We start from the raw sequence: 17479 nt of genomic DNA on the forward strand, positions 1-17479 counted from the left end.
AGACGAACCGCGAAATTCAGAAAAAACGGGCGAAAACGCCTGTGGGCGCTGAAAATTACAGCAACGATTTCAGGGATTTAGGACCGTAGCCTCGCTACTGCCCTGTTTCTTGAATGAAAAGAAGAGAAGCTTGTGCCCGTGGCAGACACATCCCAGCTCGTTTCCGGTGTTGCAGAAAGATACGCGTCTTCGCTTTTCGACCTCGCGCAGGAAGCTGGCTCCGCTGCCAGCGTCGGCGCCGATCTCGACCGTTTTCAGGCCCTGATCGACGAGAGTGAAGACCTGAAGCGGCTGATCGTCAGCCCCGTCTTCTCCGCCGAAGATCAGACCAAGGCCATTTCCGCCGTTGCCGCCAAGGCCGGCATCACGGGTCTCGTGGCAAACTTCCTCAAGGTGGTTGCGTCGAATCGTCGCCTGTTCGCCGTCCCCGGCATGATCAAGGCGTACCGCATCATCGCGGCCCGCGCCCGCGGCGAAATCACGGCCGATGTCACTTCGGCCCATGCGCTCACCGCAGCGCAGGAAACAGAATTGAAGGCGGCGCTGAAAGGCGTCACCGGCAAAGACGTGACGATTGCCGTCACCGTCGACCCGTCCATTCTCGGTGGCCTGATCGTCAAGGTGGGATCCCGCCAGATCGACACGTCCCTTCGCACCAAACTCTCTACTCTTAAGCTTGCACTGAAAGAGGTCGGCTGATGGATATCCGCGCCGCGGAAATTTCCGCAATTCTCAAAGATCAGATCAAAAATTTCGGCAAAGAGGCGGAAGTCTCGGAAGTCGGCCAGGTGCTTTCCGTCGGTGACGGTATCGCCCGCGTTTACGGCCTCGACAATGTCCAGGCCGGCGAAATGGTCGAGTTCCCCGGTGGCATCCGTGGCATGGCCCTGAACCTGGAAAGCGACAACGTCGGTGTCGTTATCTTCGGTTCAGACCGTGACATCAAGGAAGGCGACACCGTCAAGCGTACCGGCGCCATCGTGGACGTGCCGGTCGGTCCGGAACTGCTCGGCCGCGTCGTCGACGCGCTTGGCAACCCGATCGACGGCAAGGGCCCGATCAATGCCAAGCAGCGCTCGCGCGTTGACGTCAAGGCTCCGGGCATCATCCCGCGCAAGTCGGTGCATGAGCCGATGTCGACCGGCCTCAAGGCCATCGACGCCCTCATCCCGGTCGGCCGCGGCCAGCGCGAGCTGGTCATCGGCGACCGCCAGACCGGCAAGACCGCGATCATCCTGGACGCGATCCTGAACCAGAAGGCGATCCACGACAACGGCCCGGACGCTGAGAAGCTGTACTGCGTCTACGTCGCTATCGGCCAGAAGCGTTCGACGGTTGCCCAGTTCGTTAAGGTTCTCGAAGAGCGTGGCGCTCTGCAGTACTCGATCATCGTTGCTGCGACCGCCTCCGACCCGGCGCCGATGCAGTATCTCGCGCCGTTCGCCGGTTGCGCGATGGGCGAATACTTCCGTGACAACGGCAAGCACGCCCTCATCGGTTACGACGACCTTTCCAAGCAGGCCGTTTCCTACCGCCAGATGTCGCTCCTGCTGCGCCGCCCGCCGGGCCGCGAAGCTTACCCGGGCGACGTTTTCTACCTGCATTCGCGTCTCCTCGAGCGCGCTGCAAAGCTCAACGACGACATGGGCGCTGGCTCGCTGACGGCTCTGCCGGTCATCGAAACCCAGGGTAACGACGTGTCGGCGTTCATCCCGACCAACGTGATCTCGATCACCGACGGCCAGATCTTCCTTGAAACGGACCTGTTCTACCAGGGTATCCGCCCGGCCGTTAACGTCGGTCTGTCGGTATCCCGCGTGGGCTCGGCCGCTCAGATCAAGGCGATGAAGCAGGTCGCCGGCTCGATCAAGGGCGAACTCGCCCAGTACCGCGAAATGGCAGCTTTCGCCCAGTTCGGCTCGGACCTCGACGCCGCAACGCAGCGCCTGCTGAACCGCGGCGCACGCCTGACCGAACTCCTGAAGCAGCCGCAATTCTCGCCGCTGAAGACGGAAGAACAGGTCGCGGTCATCTTCGCGGGCGTCAACGGTTACCTCGACAAGCTTCCGGTCGCTCAGGTCGGCAAGTTCGAGCAGGGCCTGCTGGCGTATATGCGCTCCGAGGGTAAGGCTATCCTCGACGCGATCCGCACGGACAAGTCGATCAGCGATGACACGAAGGGCAAGCTCAAGGCTGCCATCGACGCCTTCGCCAAGACCTTCGGCTGAGGCTGACGGTTCCGTGCCTTCGCGCTGACAAGCGCGAAGGCACCCCGAATTTTGGATTTGACGCATGATCCGCCCCGGAAACAAACCGGGGGCTCGTGTTACAGGACGGAAAACGGATGCCTTCACTTAAGGATCTGAAAAACCGGATCGCCTCCGTCAAGGCGACGCAGAAGATTACCAAGGCGATGAAAATGGTCGCCGCGGCTAAACTTCGGCGTGCCCAGGAAGCGGCCGAGGCCGCCCGGCCCTATTCGCAGCGCATGAGTGCTGTTCTCGCCAATATCGCCCAGGCCGTCGGCCAGGACGACAGCGCGCCGCGTCTGATGACCGGCACGGGCAAGGACCAGGTTCATCTGCTCGTCGTCTGCACGGCCGAACGCGGCCTGTGTGGCGGCTTCAATTCGCAGATTGCGCGTCTCGCGCGTGATCATACCCGCAAGCTTCTGGCGAGCGGCAAGACGGTCAAGATCGTCTGCGTGGGCAAGAAGGGCTTCGATATCCTGCGGCGCGAATTCGCCTCGCTGATCATCGACCGTGTCGATCTGCGCGAAGTCAAGCGCATCGGCTTTACGAATGCAGACCAGGTCGGCCGCAAGGTCATCGGTCTCTTCGAACAGGGCGAATTCGACGTTTGCACGCTGTTCTATTCCGAGTTCAAGTCGGTCATCTCGCAGATTCCGACCGCGCTCCAGCTCATCCCGGCATCCGCTCCCGCGGCTGTTGCCGAGACGACGGGTGCGACGGCGATCTACGACTACGAGCCGGACGCCGGCGCGATCCTCGGCGACCTCATTCCGCGCAACATTTCCGTGCAGATCTTCCGGGCCCTGCTCGAGAACGTCGCCGGCGAAATGGGCGCCAAGATGAGCGCAATGGACAACGCGACCCGCAATGCTGGTGAAATGATCAACAAGTTGACGCTGAACTACAACCGTCAGCGCCAGGCTCAGATCACCAAGGAACTCATCGAAATCATCTCGGGCGCCGAAGCGCTCTAAGGACCAGGACAAAGAGGGTAAGATACATGGCTAAGGCAGCTACCCCGAAGGAAACCGTAGCGGAAAAGAAGCCCGCTGCTCGTAAGCCGGCAGCAAAGACCGCCGCTGCAACGAAGGCTGCCGCACCGGCTGCGTTTGTCGCGACCGGTCGTGTGACGCAGGTCATCGGCGCCGTCGTCGACGTTGCTTTTGACGGCAACCTGCCGCAGATCCTCAACGCGCTGGAAACCGACAACAACGGCAACCGCCTCGTTCTCGAAGTCGCCCAGCACCTCGGTGAAAACACCGTCCGCACGATCGCCATGGACTCGACCGAAGGTCTCGTCCGCGGTCAGCCGGTTGCCGACACGGGCGCCCCGATCACCGTTCCGGTCGGTCCGGAAACGCTCGGCCGCATCATGAACGTCATCGGCGAGCCCGTTGACGAAGCCGGCCCGCTCGTCACCTCCGGCAAGCGCGCCATCCACCAGGATGCGCCGGCCTATGTCGAGCAGTCCACGGAAGCGCAGATTCTCGTGACGGGCATCAAGGTCGTCGACCTTCTCGCGCCCTACGCAAAGGGCGGCAAGATCGGCCTGTTCGGCGGCGCCGGCGTCGGCAAGACCGTTCTCATCATGGAACTGATCAACAACGTCGCCAAGGCGCACGGTGGTTACTCGGTGTTTGCAGGCGTGGGTGAACGCACCCGCGAAGGCAACGACCTTTACCACGAAATGATCGAATCCGGCGTGAACAAGCACGGCGGCGGCGAAGGCTCCAAGGCTGCCCTCGTTTACGGCCAGATGAACGAACCGCCGGGTGCACGCGCACGCGTCGCTCTGACGGGTCTGACGATCGCTGAAGACTTCCGTGACAAGGGCCAGGACGTTCTGTTCTTCGTCGACAACATCTTCCGCTTCACGCAGGCTGGTTCCGAAGTGTCGGCTCTGCTCGGCCGTATCCCGTCGGCCGTGGGCTATCAGCCGACGCTCGCGACCGACATGGGCCAGATGCAGGAACGCATCACCACCACGACCAAGGGCTCGATCACCTCGGTTCAGGCCATCTACGTTCCCGCCGACGACTTGACCGACCCCGCGCCGGCAACCTCGTTCGCCCACCTGGACGCCACGACCGTTCTGTCGCGCTCGATTGCCGAAAAGGGTATCTACCCGGCCGTTGACCCGCTCGACTCGACCTCGCGCATGCTCGACCCGATCGTCGTCGGCGAAGAGCACTACGAAGTCGCCCGTAAGGTCCAGACGACCCTGCAGCGCTACAAGTCGCTCCAGGACATCATCGCCATCCTGGGCATGGACGAACTGTCGGAAGACGACAAGATCGCCGTTGCCCGCGCCCGCAAGATCGAGCGCTTCTTGTCCCAGCCGTTCTTCGTGGCAGAAGTCTTCACCGGTTCGCCGGGCAAGCTGGTTGCGCTCGAAGACACGATCAAGGGCTTCAAGGGCCTCGTCAACGGCGAGTACGACCACCTGCCGGAAGCCGCCTTCTACATGGTCGGCTCCATGGAAGAGGCCGTCGAAAAGGCCAAGAAGCTGGCTGCCGAAGCCGCTTGATGAACTTTGGGCGCCCGCAACGGGCGCCCATTCCTGACCGGATGAATGACAAGAAGTGAATGGTCATGGCTGACAATTTCAATTTTGAACTCGTCTCCCCCGAGCGCCTGCTGGTTTCCGGCAGCGTCAGCGAAGTCGTCATTCCGGCGACCGAGGGCGAGATGACCGTCATGGCCCACCATGCGCCGACCATGACGACGATCAAGCCGGGTGTCGTCACCGTGAAGTTCGCGGATGGCCGCAAGGACCGCTACGTGGTCTTCGGCGGTTTCGCCGACATCGTCCCGACCGGCTGCACGCTGCTGGCCGAGTCCGCCGTTCCGGCCGATGAGGTCAAGAGCGACGAGATCACCCGCCGCATCGAAGCCGCCCGCGCCGAACTGGCTCACGCCAAGTCCGACGACCAGAAGTTCGGCATCGAGACCTATCTCGCCGAACTGACGACGCTGCAGGGCATCGTCGTTCCGGTCTGATTTTTTTCGACCGACCTGCTGACATCGAACCCGCCTTTCCGGCGGGTTTTTTGTTGTCCGTCAAAAGCAGGCGTGCGTCGGAAGGTCCTCTTTACCTTGTCGTCAGGAAAACGCCTCCCGGTGAGACAACCTGAACGCGGGATTTGCTGTTTCTTTACGGCGTAGCGGGAGAGTAGCCGCACTATGCCGCCTGCCATGAAGGCGGGCCTTCGCGCAAGGACGAGGAAAATGAGCAGCAAGATCGTACCCGTAATCATGGCCGGCGGTAAGGGCACGCGCCTGTGGCCCCTCTCGCGCTCGTCCGCACCGAAACAGTTCCTCGAATTCCTGGGCGACGCGACGCTGTTCCAGAAGACGCTGGCGCGTGTGGCCGACAAGGCGCTCTATGAGGCTCCTGTCGTCGTCACCAACAGCGATTTCCGTTTCCTCGTGGCCGAGCAGGCGCGCGCAGCGGAGATGGCGCTGGCCTCGATCCTGCTCGAGCCCGTCGCGCGCAACACGGCGCCGGCGCTCGCTGCGTCCGCCACGCTCATTTCCCGCCTGCATGGCGATCAGGCCATCATGCAGGTTCTCGCCTCCGATCACGAGATCGATGCCGACGCCACCTATTTCGACTGTATCGCCAAGGCGCGCACCGCCGCGGAAGCCGGGCGCCTCGTGACCTTCGGCATCACGCCGCACGAGCCCGCCACCGGCTACGGCTATATCGAGATCGGCGAGGATCTCGGCAATGGTGCCAATGCCGTGCGCCGCTTCGTCGAGAAACCGGATCGCGACAAGGCTGCCGCGATGCTGGAGACGGGCGGTTATCTCTGGAACTCCGGCATGTTCATGCTGCCGGTCGGCCTGTTCCTGCGCGAGCTTCGCCAATATGCGCCGGAGGTGCTGGATGCTGCCGCCGAAGCGGTCGCCAAGGCGCAGCACGATCTTGATTTCGAACGTCTCGATGAGGTCGCGTTTGCCCGCGCGCCGGATATTTCCGTCGACTATGCGATCTTCGAGAAGACGCCGATCGCCGCTGTCGTGCCCTCGCCCATCACCTGGTCCGACCTCGGCAGCTGGGATTCCGTTTGGAGGACCGGCAAACAGGATGCGGCCGGCAATGTCGCCGACGGCAGCACGACCGTGCTCGACACCCGCAATTCGCTGGTCATCTCCCGCGACATTCATGTCGCCGTGCAGGGTCTCGACAATATCGCGGTCATCGCCAGCGAGGACGCGGTCTATGTCGGGCGCATGGAAGACAGCCAGAATGTCGGCAAGCTGGTGAAACATCTCGCGAGCCTGCCGAAGACGGCAAAGCTGACCGAGACGCACCCCACCGCCTATCGCCCCTGGGGCGGTTACACTTCCGTGCTGAACGGCGAGCGCTTCCAGGTGAAGCGCCTGTTCGTGACGCCGGGCAAGCGGCTGTCTCTCCAGAAGCATCACCACCGCTCTGAGCATTGGATCGTGGTGCGCGGCACGGCCGAAGTGACGATCGGCGACAGGACGATCCCGCTGCGCGAAAACGAATCCGTCTATATCCCGCAGGGCGAACTGCATCGCCTCGCCAATCCCGGCAAGATCATGCTCGAACTGATCGAGGTGCAGACCGGCTCCTATCTCGGCGAGGACGACATCATCCGCATCGAGGACGAGTTCGGCCGAGGCTGAACCGCCATCATTGGCCTCGCCGCTTCGGCGGCGGGCATCGCCCACGCGCGCGGCATTCAGCATCGAGCCAGATGCCGGCGCCTTGCTGCATGGCGGTCTTCTGCCGGCTGTCGAGCCGTGGCGTCGCCGCCCGGGCTGCGCCTTTCGTGACGAGCGTTTGCGCCAGATCTTCCCGCGCGACGGCACAACGCACGAAAGAGACCGCACCGGAGCGGAAATCCTCCAGACAGGTCAGCGTCCGGTTCGCAATCAGGTTCCGGAAGTAGATGCGTGCCTGCTGGCCGCAGGCGACGAGGCGCTGGTCATGGCCACGGCAAAGCTGCCTGGGAGCGACCGCGATACCATCCGTCAGCACATAAAGCTGCCCGTTTTCCTCGAACGAGGTGCTGTCGAAAACCTTGACGCGGGCGGTCGGTTTCAGGATGAGCGGCGTGATTTTCCGCTCGATTTCCACGCGCTCCAGGGATTGTTTCTTCCGGTCGACGCGTATGGGCTTGTCGGTCCAGATTGGCTCGTCGGACAAGGGGCCGGAAGATTTCAGGCCTGCCGCCAATGCCGAAGCGCCTATCGCAAGGCAGACAAGCGTCGCGACGAGGGTCTGCTTTATCTTTCCGTGTGAAGTCACCGCCACCCTCGCTCAATCGCTGGAAGTTTGGGCGGTGGTGCCCGGCACATCAAGCCGCTCGCCAAAATTTTCCCGCAGCGGCAGCCAGCGGCTGCGGTCGAAATAGTCGGGCAGGTAGGAGCCGCGATTGCGCGTGCGGTCGGGTGTGACGATGAAATTGTAGCGCGGTGTCTCGCTGAATTCCTTCTTGAGAAGGATGCGGTTGCCGAAGCGGATGATGTCGAATTCTTTCAGCGCTCGGATGTCTGCGAAGACTTCCGGCGCATCCTCCCATCGCATCTCATCGAGAAAGACGCGGATCGCGGCGATGACGGCATCCGTCACGGCATTCTGCGTCGTCTTGTCCTCGATGTTCAGCTTGATGCGGAAGGAGGAGACGCGCGTCTCCGCATTGCCCTTGATCGACAGGAAGGCGGAGGAGGGGGGCACGCCTTCCACTGCACCGGGAAACTCCCGATAGGATTGGCACTCCCAGCTGTCCTTGTTGAAGACGCCGGCCTTCCATCCGGAATTGACGAAGCCGGCACGGCGCAGCGCTTCGCAGAGCGCCTCGGGCGCCTTGCGGATGGTGCGGACGAATTGTGTCTGCATGGGCGTTACCGGGATGAGCAGACGATCCGAGATGAGACCCTTCGGGCGCGGCATCCGGTTGCCCTTGAGCTCATAGGGGCGCAGCACGCGTTCGGCTGGTGCCGTGGTGACGGGGGCATAGCCGAAGCGAGCGAGCAGCAGGTTGAGATTGCGGTAGTCGTTGGCCAGAAGCACGGTCGCGCAGATCGCTCCGAGCAGCACGACGGCAAAAAGCCCGAAGACGACCAAGCCGGATCTGCCTTGCTTTCGCTGCGTCATGCCGACCCGCGTCTTTGCCCGTGCTGTGCGGTCGATACCGGGCCTTCTGGCAAAGGCGGGACCAAAGCCCTCGGGATCAGCCGATCTCCCGCTCCTGATAGGCTACAACCAGGGTGCCTGCAAGCGCGAGCGGCCAGGCAAGGCAGAGCAGCAGGCCAAGGGCGCGGTCCAGATCCCATCTGCCGCCATTCTCCTCGCCTTCGCGCAGGCTGCAATCGACGAAGCGCAGCGCGATGAAGGTGTAGAAAGCCATGAGAAAGGCAGTCAGCGTCATTCTTCCCGATCCTGTTTCAGGATAAGCAGCCAGCCTCCTGTCCCTTTGCGCATCCCCGCGCTCCGGATTCGGTCCTGTCTGCTCCAAAGTGTGACACTATTTGCCAGCGTCGCCAATACAAACCTGTTGCTGGTGATCAGGTATTGTCGGCTGCATGCGGGCGCAAAGCAGGTGTTCGTGCAGCCGCAGGACGGCCGGCGGCGCGGTGCGGAATTTCGGCAGGCCGAGATGATAGCCGTAGCCCGTCGCGAGACTGATGCGCCCGAGCTGCACGAGCGCGCCCGTGTCCAACTGCTCGGCGATGAGGCCGAGGCTGCCGAGCGCCACGCCGTCGCCGCTCAGCGCCGCATCGATGGCGAGCGCATAGGTGGAGAAGGTGAGATGCGGCCGGGGCGGCGGCATGCGCCGGAACGTCTCCGGCGCCACCCGCTCCAGCCAGGGGCGGAACGAGATCCAGTTGGCGTTGAAGCGCTCGTAGTCGATGAGATCGAGGCTGGCCAGATCCGCAAGGCTGACGGCGGTCGCATCGAGCCCCTTGCGGGCGATGTAGCCGGGCGCGGCGACGGGGGCCAGTTCTTCCGCCACAAGCAGCGTCAGGTCCCAGCGCGGGTGGTCGTCGGCCGCATAGAGGATCACGAGGTCGTTGTTTTCGGAGGCGAGGTCCGCAGGACTGTCCGATGTGGTGAGCCGGATGGCGACGTCGGGATTGTCTCGGGAAAATTCGCGCAGGCGCTTTCCCAGCCATAGATGCGAGACCGAACCGCTGGCGGCAAGGGCGATGCTCGGCCCGGCGCCCATGCGAAAGGGTTCCAGGCTTTCCTCGAGATAATCGAGCGAGGCACGCACGCGCTGGAACAGTTTTTCGCCGCGCGGCGTCAACGTCAGGTTCTTGCCCCGGCGCGTGAAGAGCGGCGCGCCGAGATGGTCCTCAAGGCCCTTGATGCGGCGGCTGACGGCGGCCTGGGTGATGTTCAGTTCACGCCCCGCGCGGGAAAAGTTCATGTGACGGCAGGCGGCGTCGAAGACGCGGAAGGCTTCCAGGGGAATATGGGCGAGCAGAGTTGCTTTCATGATCTCAAGTTATCAAAAAGCCTGAAAAATCCAAGGATTTGAAAATCTGAAATCGTGATGCACGGTCTCGAAAATCACTTCCGGGGAATTTTCGTGACATTCGCAACATCGTTCGTGCCCGATATCCGTTTCGGCGAAGGCGTTCATGCCACCATCGCCTCCTCCGCCGGCGCGCTGGAAACCCGGAGCGCGCTCGTCGTCATCGATGGCTTTCTCGCCGCCAGCGGACTTGGAGAGCAGCTTGCCGCCCAGTTCGCGGCCGAAGGGATTGCGGCGGAGTTTTTCTCGAGTTTTGCCGGCGAGCCGAAGCTTGCGCATGTGCAGGCGGCGAGCGATGCGGCGCGCGGCAAGGATCTTGTCGTCGGCATCGGCGGCGGCTCGGCGCTGGATATCGCCAAGATCGCGGCTTGCGTGGCGGCGGCGGACAGCGATCCGATGCACTACGCGCTCGCCGCCAACCCGTTGCCGAAGAAGCCTCTGAGGAAGATCATGGTGCCGACGACGGCGGGCACCGGCTCGGAGACGTCAGCAACGACCATCTTCACCGGACCGGCGGGAAAGAAGCTCTGGATCTGGGGAGCGGAAACGAAGGCTGACCTCGTCCTGCTCGATCCCGCGCTGACGGTGACACTGCCGGCGAACCTGACGGCCTGGTGCGGCCTCGATGCCTTCGTACACGCCTTCGAGGCCGCCACCAACCGCAATACCCATGCCGGCGCGACGCTCTACGCCCATGCGGCGCTGCGTCTACTGACGGAGGCGCTCGAGACGGCGGTGAAGAGCCCGGCAGATATCGAGGCACGGGGAAAGGTGCTGCTCGGCTCCTGCTATGCAGGTGTGGCCATCGACAATTGCGGCACGGCGATCGCGCACAACATCAGCCATGCGCTGGCCGGCCTCGCTCCGGTTCACCACGGCCTTGCCACCGCCCTCGGCTTCGAGGCAACGCTGGCCTGGCTTGCCGAGGCCGACACGGCCGATCTCGCGGCCGCCGCCCGTGCTTGCGGCCTTTCCGATGCCGCGCTGCTGCCGGGCTTCGTCAGCGACCTCATGGACCGCTGCGGCATCGTTCGCGCATTGCCGAAAGCCTTTGCCGATTTTTCCGCCGAAGACCTCGCCCGTGAGATGCGCGCGCCGGAAAACCAGCCGATGCGCCGCGCGACGATCCGCGAGATTTCGGATGCCGATATCGACACGATGGCCGCCACGATGATGGCACTGCCAAGGACGCTTTGAGGACCCGCCATGACCGAACAGTTTAGCCGTGCCTACTGGGAACAGCGCCTTGCCGGCCTGTCGCTCGCTCGCGGGCATTTCATCGATGGCAAGGTCGAGCCGGCAAGATCCGGCCGCACCTTCACGCGCACCCGCCCGATGGACGGGAAGCCGGGTGCCGTGCTGGCGCAGGGCGATGTCCAGGATGTCGATCTGGCCGTGGCCTCGGCCCGCAAGGCCTTTGCCAGCGGGGTGTGGCGTGGCAGGGAGCCGCTGGAGAAGAAGAAGGTCATGCTGCGCTGGGCGGAGTTGATCCGCGCTCACGGCGAGGAGCTGGCGCTTCTGGAAACGCTCGATGTCGGCAAGCCTGTGCAGGCGTCGCTCGGCGTGGATGTACGGCTCTGCGCCGACGGTATCCAGTATTACGGCGAGATGATCGACAAGATGTATGACGAGATCGCGCCGACCGGACCGAAGGCCCGGGCACTGGTGCGCAAGGTGCCGCTCGGCGTTATCGCGGCGATCACGCCGTGGAACTATCCGATGATCATCGATGCCTGGAAGCTCGGGCCGGCGATCGCAGCAGGCAATTCCGTCGTGCTGAAGCCGGCCGAACAGTCGTCGCTTTCGGCGCTGAAGCTTGCCGAACTTGCCGTCGAGGCGGGGCTTCCCGTCGGCGTCTTCAACGTCGTCACCGGCTTTGGCGAAGAGGTGGGCAAGCCGCTGGCGCTGCATCAGGATGTCGATATGGTCGCCTTTACGGGCTCGACCGAGGTGGGCAAGCTGGTCATGGGCTATGCGGCGCAATCGAACCTCAAGCGCGTGGCGCTGGAACTTGGCGGCAAGTCGCCGCTCGTGGTTTTCGAGGATGCCGATCTCGATGCGGCGGCCAGTGCCGCCGCCTGGGGCTGCTTCTACAATTCCGGCGAGACCTGCCATGCCGCCACGCGCCTCGTCGTGCAGCGCTCGGTGCAGGACGAGTTGATCGGAAAAATCGAGGCGGTGGTGAAGCGCGAGATCGCGCTGGCCCATCCCTTCGAGCCCTCGGCGCAGATCGGCGCGCTGATCGAGGCGGAGCATATGGAGAAGGTGCTCGGCCTCATCGCAACAGGTGAGAAGGACGGCGGCCGCCGCGCCTTTGGGGCGGAGCGGGTGTTGTCGGAGACGGGTGGCTACTACGTCTCGCCCGGTGTCATCACCGATGTGACGAACGACATGCGCATCGCCCGGCAGGAGATATTCGGGCCTGTGCTGGCCGCCATCGCCTTCGATACGGAGGAGGAGGCGCTCGCCATTGCCAATGACACGATCTACGGCCTTGCCGGCGCGGTCTTCACCCGTGACATGGACCGCGCGCATCGGTTTTCAGAAAGCATCCATGCCGGCACGGTCTGGATCAACACCTATGACATGTCGAATTTCGCGACGCCCTTCGGCGGCTTCAAGCAGTCCGGTTTCGGCCGCGACCGCTCGGTGCATGCGATCGACAAATACTGCGACTACAAGACGATCTGGCAGCAGTTCAACTGAGCTGTTGTTTTCGCAATTCCTACGGAAAACCGCTTCACACGTTTCCTGGAACTGCTTTTGAGGGAGGGCGCATGAGCAAGATCGTTTCCATCGGGATCAGTCATCACCGGCTGCCGCTCGATCCGCCGTTCAAGGCGAGCTGGGATGGCCGTCCCCGCCGGCATTTCGATGCGACGATCGTGCGCGTGACGGATGACGAGGGCCGCGAGGGCATCGGCTCCGGTGATTTGATGAAAGGCTTCGAAGGCCACGAGGACCTGTTCATCGGGCAGGATCCGCGCCATCTCGAGCGGCACTACGAGGTGCTGTCGCATATCAATTTCCACTACGGCCGCTGCTGGCCGCTCGACATCGCGCTTTGGGATCTCGCGGGCAAGGTGACGGGCGAACCGGTCTGGCGCATGCTGGGCGGGCGGGCCGATCGGGTGCGGCTCTACGCCTCCTCCGGCGTGCTGCGTGCGCCCTCGGCGATGGCGGATCAGGCCGAGCGCTATATCGCGGAAGGTTTTCCGGCGATGAAGGTGCGGTTTTCCTCCTCCGCAGGCGGGCGCCATGGCTGGCGCGACGATGTGAAGGCGCTGGAGGCCATTCGCGCGCGCGTCGGCGACCGGCTGGAACTGATGGTCGATTGCAACCAGGGTTGGCGCATGCCGTGGGACACCACGCTGCCCTGGACTTTCAAGGATGCGCTGGTCGTGGCGCGCGAACTGGAACGGCTCGGTATCTACTGGATGGAGGAACCGCTGCACCGCTCCGACCGCAAGGGCATGAAGGCGCTGAAGGAGGCGACGGATATCCGCATCGCAGGCGGTGAAATGACGCGTGAACTCTACGAGTTCCGCGACATCATCGAGGAACGCGCCTTCGATGTCATCCAGCCCGACGTGGCGCTGGTCGGTGGCATCACCGGCTGCCGGCGGCTGGCCCTCCAGGCGCGCGAGGCGGGTGTCACCTTCACCCCGCATTCCTGGACCAACGGCATCGGCGTGCTGGCCAATGCGCATCTGACGGCCGGAGCAGGGGACGCACCCTTCCTCGAATATCCCTATGACGCGCCGGAATGGAGCGAGGAGCGCCGCGACTATCCGCTTGTTTCACCGCTTCGCCACGAGAATGGCTGGCTGCTGCTTGGCGAAGCGCCGGGTCTTGGCATCACGCTCGACGAGGAACGGCTCAAGGCGACCCGTATCGGCTGAGACGCTTCGCCCTCTTGACATCCGCCCCGTGGAGGCCGACTTCACGGGGAGAAGGACGCGAAGGAGACGAGCCATGAGCGAGGCAGCCCGCACGACGATCGACCAGGCGGAAGTCGACCGCTTTTCGGCGATGGCCGCCGAGTGGTGGGACCCGACGGGCAAGTTCCGCCCGCTGCACAAGTTCAACCCCGTTCGCCTCACCTATATCCGCGATCTCGTTTCGGCCCAGTTCGGCCGCGACCCGAAGGCGCATCGTCCGTTGGAGGGCCTGCGTATCCTCGATATCGGCTGCGGCGGTGGCCTGCTCTCCGAGCCGATGGCACGCATGGGGGCGGAGGTGCTCGGCGCAGACGCGTCCGAAAAGAACATCGGCATCGCCAAGGCCCATGCGGCCGGCAGCGGCGTTCCCGTCGACTACCGCGCGGTGACGGCCGAGGCGCTGGCTGAGGCTGGCGAGACCTTCGACGTCGTGCTCAACATGGAAGTGGTCGAGCATGTCTCCGATGTCGAGTTCTTCCTCACCACCTGTGCCTCCATGGTGCGTCCGGGCGGCATGACGTTCGTCGCCACGATCAACCGCACGATGAAGGCGGCGGCGCTTGCGATCTTCGCGGCGGAAAACGTGCTGCGCTGGTTGCCGCGCGGCACGCATCAATATGAGAAGCTGGTGCGTCCGGAAGAGATCGAGAAGCCGCTCACGGCATCCGGCCTGACGGTGACGGACCGCACCGGCGTGTTCTTCAATCCGCTCTTGAACCAGTGGAACCTGTCGAAGGACATGGATGTGAACTACATGCTAGTGGCGCGTCGCGCGTCGGCCTGATCAGGCCTTCAGCGTTTTCACGACGGCCAACAGCGCTTCCTGACCAGTGGCATTGCGGCCGGCGATCGCTTTCACATTGTCGCGGTCGATGGTTATGGCATTGCCATGGGGACAGAACGGCGCCTTGAAGGTAAAGGCGCGTGGTGTCGATCCGTCGTCGTGCAGAGATTCCAGACGCTCGGCACCGTCGGCCCAGCTGGGTCGCGTATCCTCCCCGACCCACCAGAGCACCAGTGCCGGCCAGGCCTGACGCTGGTTCCAGTTGCGGGCGTGTTTCAAGGCGTCGGCGTGCACGCCGCTATAGGTGAAGGCCATCAGGGCTTCGAGGCCGGTCCAGAGCGAGAGCGAGGAGGGGGCGTCGTCGAAGCCGCTCTCTTTGATGAAACGCGGATAGACCTTTTCGCCCCAGCTTTCCGGTCCCGGCTCGCCGTCATAGCCCGAGCGGCCGAGATATCCTTCCGCCCGGCGCGCCGCCTCGAAATTCAAGGGTTCACGCAGGCGAAACCCCTCGACGCGCGGGCTTTCATACGCATCGACATGGAGACCGAAATTGTAGACGGCGAGATGGTGGCCGCGCATCAGTTGGTGTCGTCAGGCAGGATGGGCAGGGGCGCGATCTCGACGCCTTCGTCCAGCAGGTCACGAACCTCTTCGGCCGATGCCTTGCCGATCAGGCCGCGCTGCTCGGTTTCGCCGTAGTGGATCTTGCGGGCCTCTTCCGGGAAGCGTTCGCCGACATCCTCGGAATTGGCGCGGATCGTCGTGACGATCTCGCGCAGCTTGTTTATCATTTCCTTCTGGCCGGCCTGCATGACCATCTCCTGCCGCGTCTCCTTCTTGCGCGCCGTCGAGACGGAAGGCGCCATCAGGCGCTTGGCGACATGGGCGGAGCCGCAGGTCGGACAGGAGACGAGCGCCATCTTCTGCTGGCGGTCGAAATCGTCCGCCGAGCCGAACCACCCTTCGAAGGTGTGGCCGTTGTCGCAGGAGAGTTCGTAGCGGATCAAGCGGCAACGCCTCCCTTCGCGGGCGCACCCGATACCTCGAGGGTGAAGGCGCGGCCGTTGCGCAGATTGGGGATCTTGTCGTGTGCGGCCTTGACGGCGGCGATGTCGATGTCGGCCAGCACGATGGCCTCTCCCGTGCCGCCGGCGGAGCCAAGCACGCGGCCCCAGGGGTCGATGATCATGGAATGGCCGAAGGTCTCGCGGCCATCCTCATGCACGCCCGCCTGTGCCGCGGCGATGATATAAACGCCGTTCTCGATGGCACGCGCCCGCAGCAGCGTTTCCCAATGGGCCTCGCCCGTCTGGCGCGTGAAGGCGGCCGGGACGGAGATGATTTCCGCGCCGGCCTGCGCCTGCGTCTTGAACAGTTCGGGGAAGCGTACGTCGTAGCAGATGGCAAAGCCGAGCCTGGCGAAGGGCAGGTCCGCCATGCGTGCGACTGCGCCCGGCGCGTAAACCGCGCTTTCGCGCCAGCTCTCGCCGTTGTCGAGGTCGACGTCGAACATGTGGATCTTGTCGTAGCTGCAGATCTTTGCGCCGTCAGGCCCGAAGAGGAAGCCGCGATTGGCGACCTTGCCGTCGGCAAGCTCGATGGCCGTGGAGCCGACATGGACGTGGATGCCGAGTTCGGCGGCAAGTTCGGCGGCCGCGGCAACCACGAGGTCGTCTTCTTCCCTGCGCAGGATCGCGCGCAGGCCCGCCCGGTCGCGCTGGAGCGCACCGGTCATTTCCGGTGTCTGGACATAGGTGGCGCCCTTGGCTGCCGCCTCGCGCACGAGGCGCCGCATCGTCTCCACGTTGTGGACCGGATCGGTCCCGGAGCACATCTGGAGGGCGGCGATCGTGACGGTCATCTCATGTCCTCTCAGGCAGCCAGCAGGGCGTCGAGTTCGCCCGCGCGTTCCAGCGCCTGCAGGTCGTCGCAGCCGCCGACATGGCGGTCGTTGATGAAGATTTGCGGAAAGGTGTTGCGGCCGTTGGCGCGCTTGATCATTTCCTGGCGCACGTCGGGTGCATAGGTCGCGTCATGTTCTTCGAAGGCCACGCCTTTCGTTTCCAGAAGTTTTTTCGCGGCGCTGCAATAACCGCAGAACTGACGCGTATAGATCACCACCGAAGGCATGGTTTCCGCTCCAAAGCTTGAAAAGTCATCTTTTCATATAGGTCCGGGAAGCGCCCTTGCAAAGGTTAAAACGGTGACGTCGGCAACACCCGCGCGCTTCAGCGTGCGGGTGACGGCCGAAACAGTCGCGCCGGTCGTGTAGACGTCATCGACCAGCACGACGCGGCGGCCGAAAAGCCGCTCACGCCCCTCGGGTGTGATCGAAAAGGCGCCGCGCACGTTTTCCTCGCGCGCCCTCGGGCCAAGGCCGATCTGGCGGCGGGTACGCTTCGTGCGGCGTACGGCATCGACGAGCTGGGGCTTGCCGGACAGGCTTGCGAGCGCGCGGGCGAGTTCCGCCGACTGGTTGAACTTGCGCCAGACAAGGCGCAGGCGATGGAGCGGCACGGGCACGATGAGATCCGCCGCCTCGACCGCGCCGTCGCCGGCGCGCAGCATCCACCCAGCCATCATCGGCGCCAGATCGGTGCGGTCGCGATATTTCAGCGAATGCACGAGGACGCGGGCGAGATCGTCATAGAATGCGACGGAGCGCAGGCGATCGAAGGGGGGCGGATTGGCGATGGCATCGGCGCTGAGGATGCCGGGGCCGAGGTCGTGCGAAAAGGGTGTACCGAGCACCTCGCAATAGGGCCGCTCGATGAAGGCGAGCATCGACCAGCATTTCGGGCAGAGGCTGGCCTTGCTGCCGGTAAGCACGCCGCAGCCGGCGCAGGCTGGCGGATAGACGAGATCGAGTGCCGCGCCTGCAAGGCCTCTCAGCCGGCGGGCGAAAACCTGCCGGAGCGGGACTGCCGGAACTGTCTCGGCCTCGATTTCGTCCATGCGGTTGACATTAGCCGCCCTTAGCGGCCAAAG

General features: G+C 63.8%; 19 protein-coding genes. 10 read left to right on the forward strand and 9 right to left on the reverse strand.

Features of this window, described 5'->3' with window-relative positions; translation table 11 throughout:
• Positions 1-132 precede the first annotated feature (132 nt).
• The 6 genes from MUO32_RS22130 to MUO32_RS22155 all read left to right on the forward strand — a co-directional run bounded on the left by MUO32_RS22130 (position 133) and on the right by MUO32_RS22155 (position 6908).
• Positions 133-699 (forward strand): F0F1 ATP synthase subunit delta, encoded by a 567-nt coding sequence (locus MUO32_RS22130; RefSeq protein WP_257950541.1) that lies wholly within the window; start codon positions 133-135, stop codon positions 697-699.
• A complete protein-coding gene (gene atpA / locus MUO32_RS22135; protein ID WP_257950542.1) occupies positions 699-2228 on the forward strand; it encodes a F0F1 ATP synthase subunit alpha in 1530 nt (509 codons plus the stop codon). The genes MUO32_RS22130 and atpA overlap by 1 nt, the downstream gene beginning before the upstream one ends.
• Before the next feature lie 116 nt (positions 2229-2344).
• Entirely contained in the window at positions 2345-3226 is an 882-nt protein-coding gene (locus tag MUO32_RS22140; protein ID WP_257950543.1) for a F0F1 ATP synthase subunit gamma, read from the forward strand.
• Between the two features lie 26 nt (positions 3227-3252).
• Positions 3253-4779 (forward strand): F0F1 ATP synthase subunit beta, encoded by a 1527-nt coding sequence (gene atpD / locus MUO32_RS22145; RefSeq protein WP_257950544.1) that lies wholly within the window; start codon positions 3253-3255, stop codon positions 4777-4779.
• Positions 4780-4844: 65 nt separating this feature from the next.
• Complete coding sequence (locus MUO32_RS22150) at positions 4845-5252, forward strand: F0F1 ATP synthase subunit epsilon (protein WP_257950545.1); 408 nt, start codon at positions 4845-4847, stop codon at positions 5250-5252.
• A 228-nt stretch (positions 5253-5480) separates the two neighbouring features.
• Positions 5481-6908, forward strand: a complete 1428-nt coding sequence (locus MUO32_RS22155) for a mannose-1-phosphate guanylyltransferase/mannose-6-phosphate isomerase (RefSeq protein ID WP_257950546.1) — start codon at positions 5481-5483, stop codon at positions 6906-6908.
• Between the two features lie 7 nt (positions 6909-6915).
• On the opposite strand, the gene MUO32_RS22160 is transcribed toward MUO32_RS22155, so the two are convergent.
• From MUO32_RS22160 to MUO32_RS22175, 4 genes are all read right to left on the reverse strand, one after another.
• A complete protein-coding gene (locus MUO32_RS22160; RefSeq protein ID WP_257950547.1) occupies positions 6916-7533 on the reverse strand; it encodes a thermonuclease family protein in 618 nt (205 codons plus the stop codon).
• Positions 7534-7545: 12 nt separating this feature from the next.
• Positions 7546-8382: a DUF6030 family protein gene (locus MUO32_RS22165; protein WP_257950548.1), complete on the reverse strand. Its 837-nt coding sequence runs from the start codon at positions 8380-8382 to the stop codon at positions 7546-7548.
• A 76-nt stretch (positions 8383-8458) separates the two neighbouring features.
• The gene (locus MUO32_RS22170; protein ID WP_257950549.1) at positions 8459-8656 is read right to left on the reverse strand and encodes a hypothetical protein; all 198 of its coding nucleotides are present in this window, start codon (positions 8654-8656) and stop codon (positions 8459-8461) included.
• 96 nt (positions 8657-8752) lie between these two features.
• Positions 8753-9727: a LysR substrate-binding domain-containing protein gene (locus tag MUO32_RS22175; RefSeq protein WP_257950550.1), complete on the reverse strand. Its 975-nt coding sequence runs from the start codon at positions 9725-9727 to the stop codon at positions 8753-8755.
• Between the two features lie 93 nt (positions 9728-9820).
• Between MUO32_RS22175 and MUO32_RS22180 the strand changes: the two genes are divergently transcribed.
• The 4 genes from MUO32_RS22180 (at position 9821) to ubiG (ending at position 14491) form a co-directional block, all read left to right on the forward strand.
• Positions 9821-10963, forward strand: coding sequence for an iron-containing alcohol dehydrogenase (locus MUO32_RS22180; protein WP_257950551.1), 1143 nt, complete (start codon positions 9821-9823; stop codon positions 10961-10963).
• A gap of 9 nt (positions 10964-10972) precedes the next feature.
• Entirely contained in the window at positions 10973-12472 is a 1500-nt protein-coding gene (locus MUO32_RS22185) for an aldehyde dehydrogenase (protein WP_257950552.1), read from the forward strand.
• A 71-nt stretch (positions 12473-12543) separates the two neighbouring features.
• Positions 12544-13668 carry a mandelate racemase/muconate lactonizing enzyme family protein gene (locus tag MUO32_RS22190; protein WP_257950553.1) on the forward strand — a complete coding sequence of 375 codons (1125 nt, stop codon included), beginning with the start codon at positions 12544-12546 and terminating at the stop codon, positions 13666-13668.
• A gap of 73 nt (positions 13669-13741) precedes the next feature.
• Entirely contained in the window at positions 13742-14491 is a 750-nt protein-coding gene (gene ubiG / locus MUO32_RS22195; protein ID WP_257950554.1) for a bifunctional 2-polyprenyl-6-hydroxyphenol methylase/3-demethylubiquinol 3-O-methyltransferase UbiG, read from the forward strand.
• On the opposite strand, the gene MUO32_RS22200 is transcribed toward ubiG, so the two are convergent.
• Genes MUO32_RS22200 through MUO32_RS22220 form a run of 5 tightly spaced genes read right to left on the reverse strand, consistent with a single transcriptional unit; the run spans position 14492 to position 17446 of the window.
• Positions 14492-15070, reverse strand: a complete 579-nt coding sequence (locus MUO32_RS22200) for a DUF3291 domain-containing protein (RefSeq protein WP_257950555.1) — start codon at positions 15068-15070, stop codon at positions 14492-14494.
• A complete protein-coding gene (locus tag MUO32_RS22205; RefSeq protein WP_257950556.1) occupies positions 15070-15498 on the reverse strand; it encodes a DUF1178 family protein in 429 nt (142 codons plus the stop codon). Before MUO32_RS22205 ends, MUO32_RS22200 begins: the two co-directional genes overlap by 1 nt.
• On the reverse strand, positions 15495-16352 hold the full coding sequence (locus tag MUO32_RS22210) for a carbon-nitrogen hydrolase family protein (protein ID WP_257950557.1): 858 nt from the start codon (positions 16350-16352) through the stop codon (positions 15495-15497). Before MUO32_RS22210 ends, MUO32_RS22205 begins: the two co-directional genes overlap by 4 nt.
• A gap of 11 nt (positions 16353-16363) precedes the next feature.
• On the reverse strand, positions 16364-16621 hold the full coding sequence (gene grxC / locus MUO32_RS22215; protein ID WP_257950558.1) for a glutaredoxin 3: 258 nt from the start codon (positions 16619-16621) through the stop codon (positions 16364-16366).
• A gap of 33 nt (positions 16622-16654) precedes the next feature.
• Positions 16655-17446, reverse strand: a complete 792-nt coding sequence (locus MUO32_RS22220; RefSeq protein WP_257950559.1) for a ComF family protein — start codon at positions 17444-17446, stop codon at positions 16655-16657.
• Between the last annotated feature and the right edge of the window lie 33 nt (positions 17447-17479).

The organism is Shinella sp. CPCC 101442 (assembly GCF_024704725.1).
GTDB lineage: Bacteria > Pseudomonadota > Alphaproteobacteria > Rhizobiales > Rhizobiaceae > Shinella.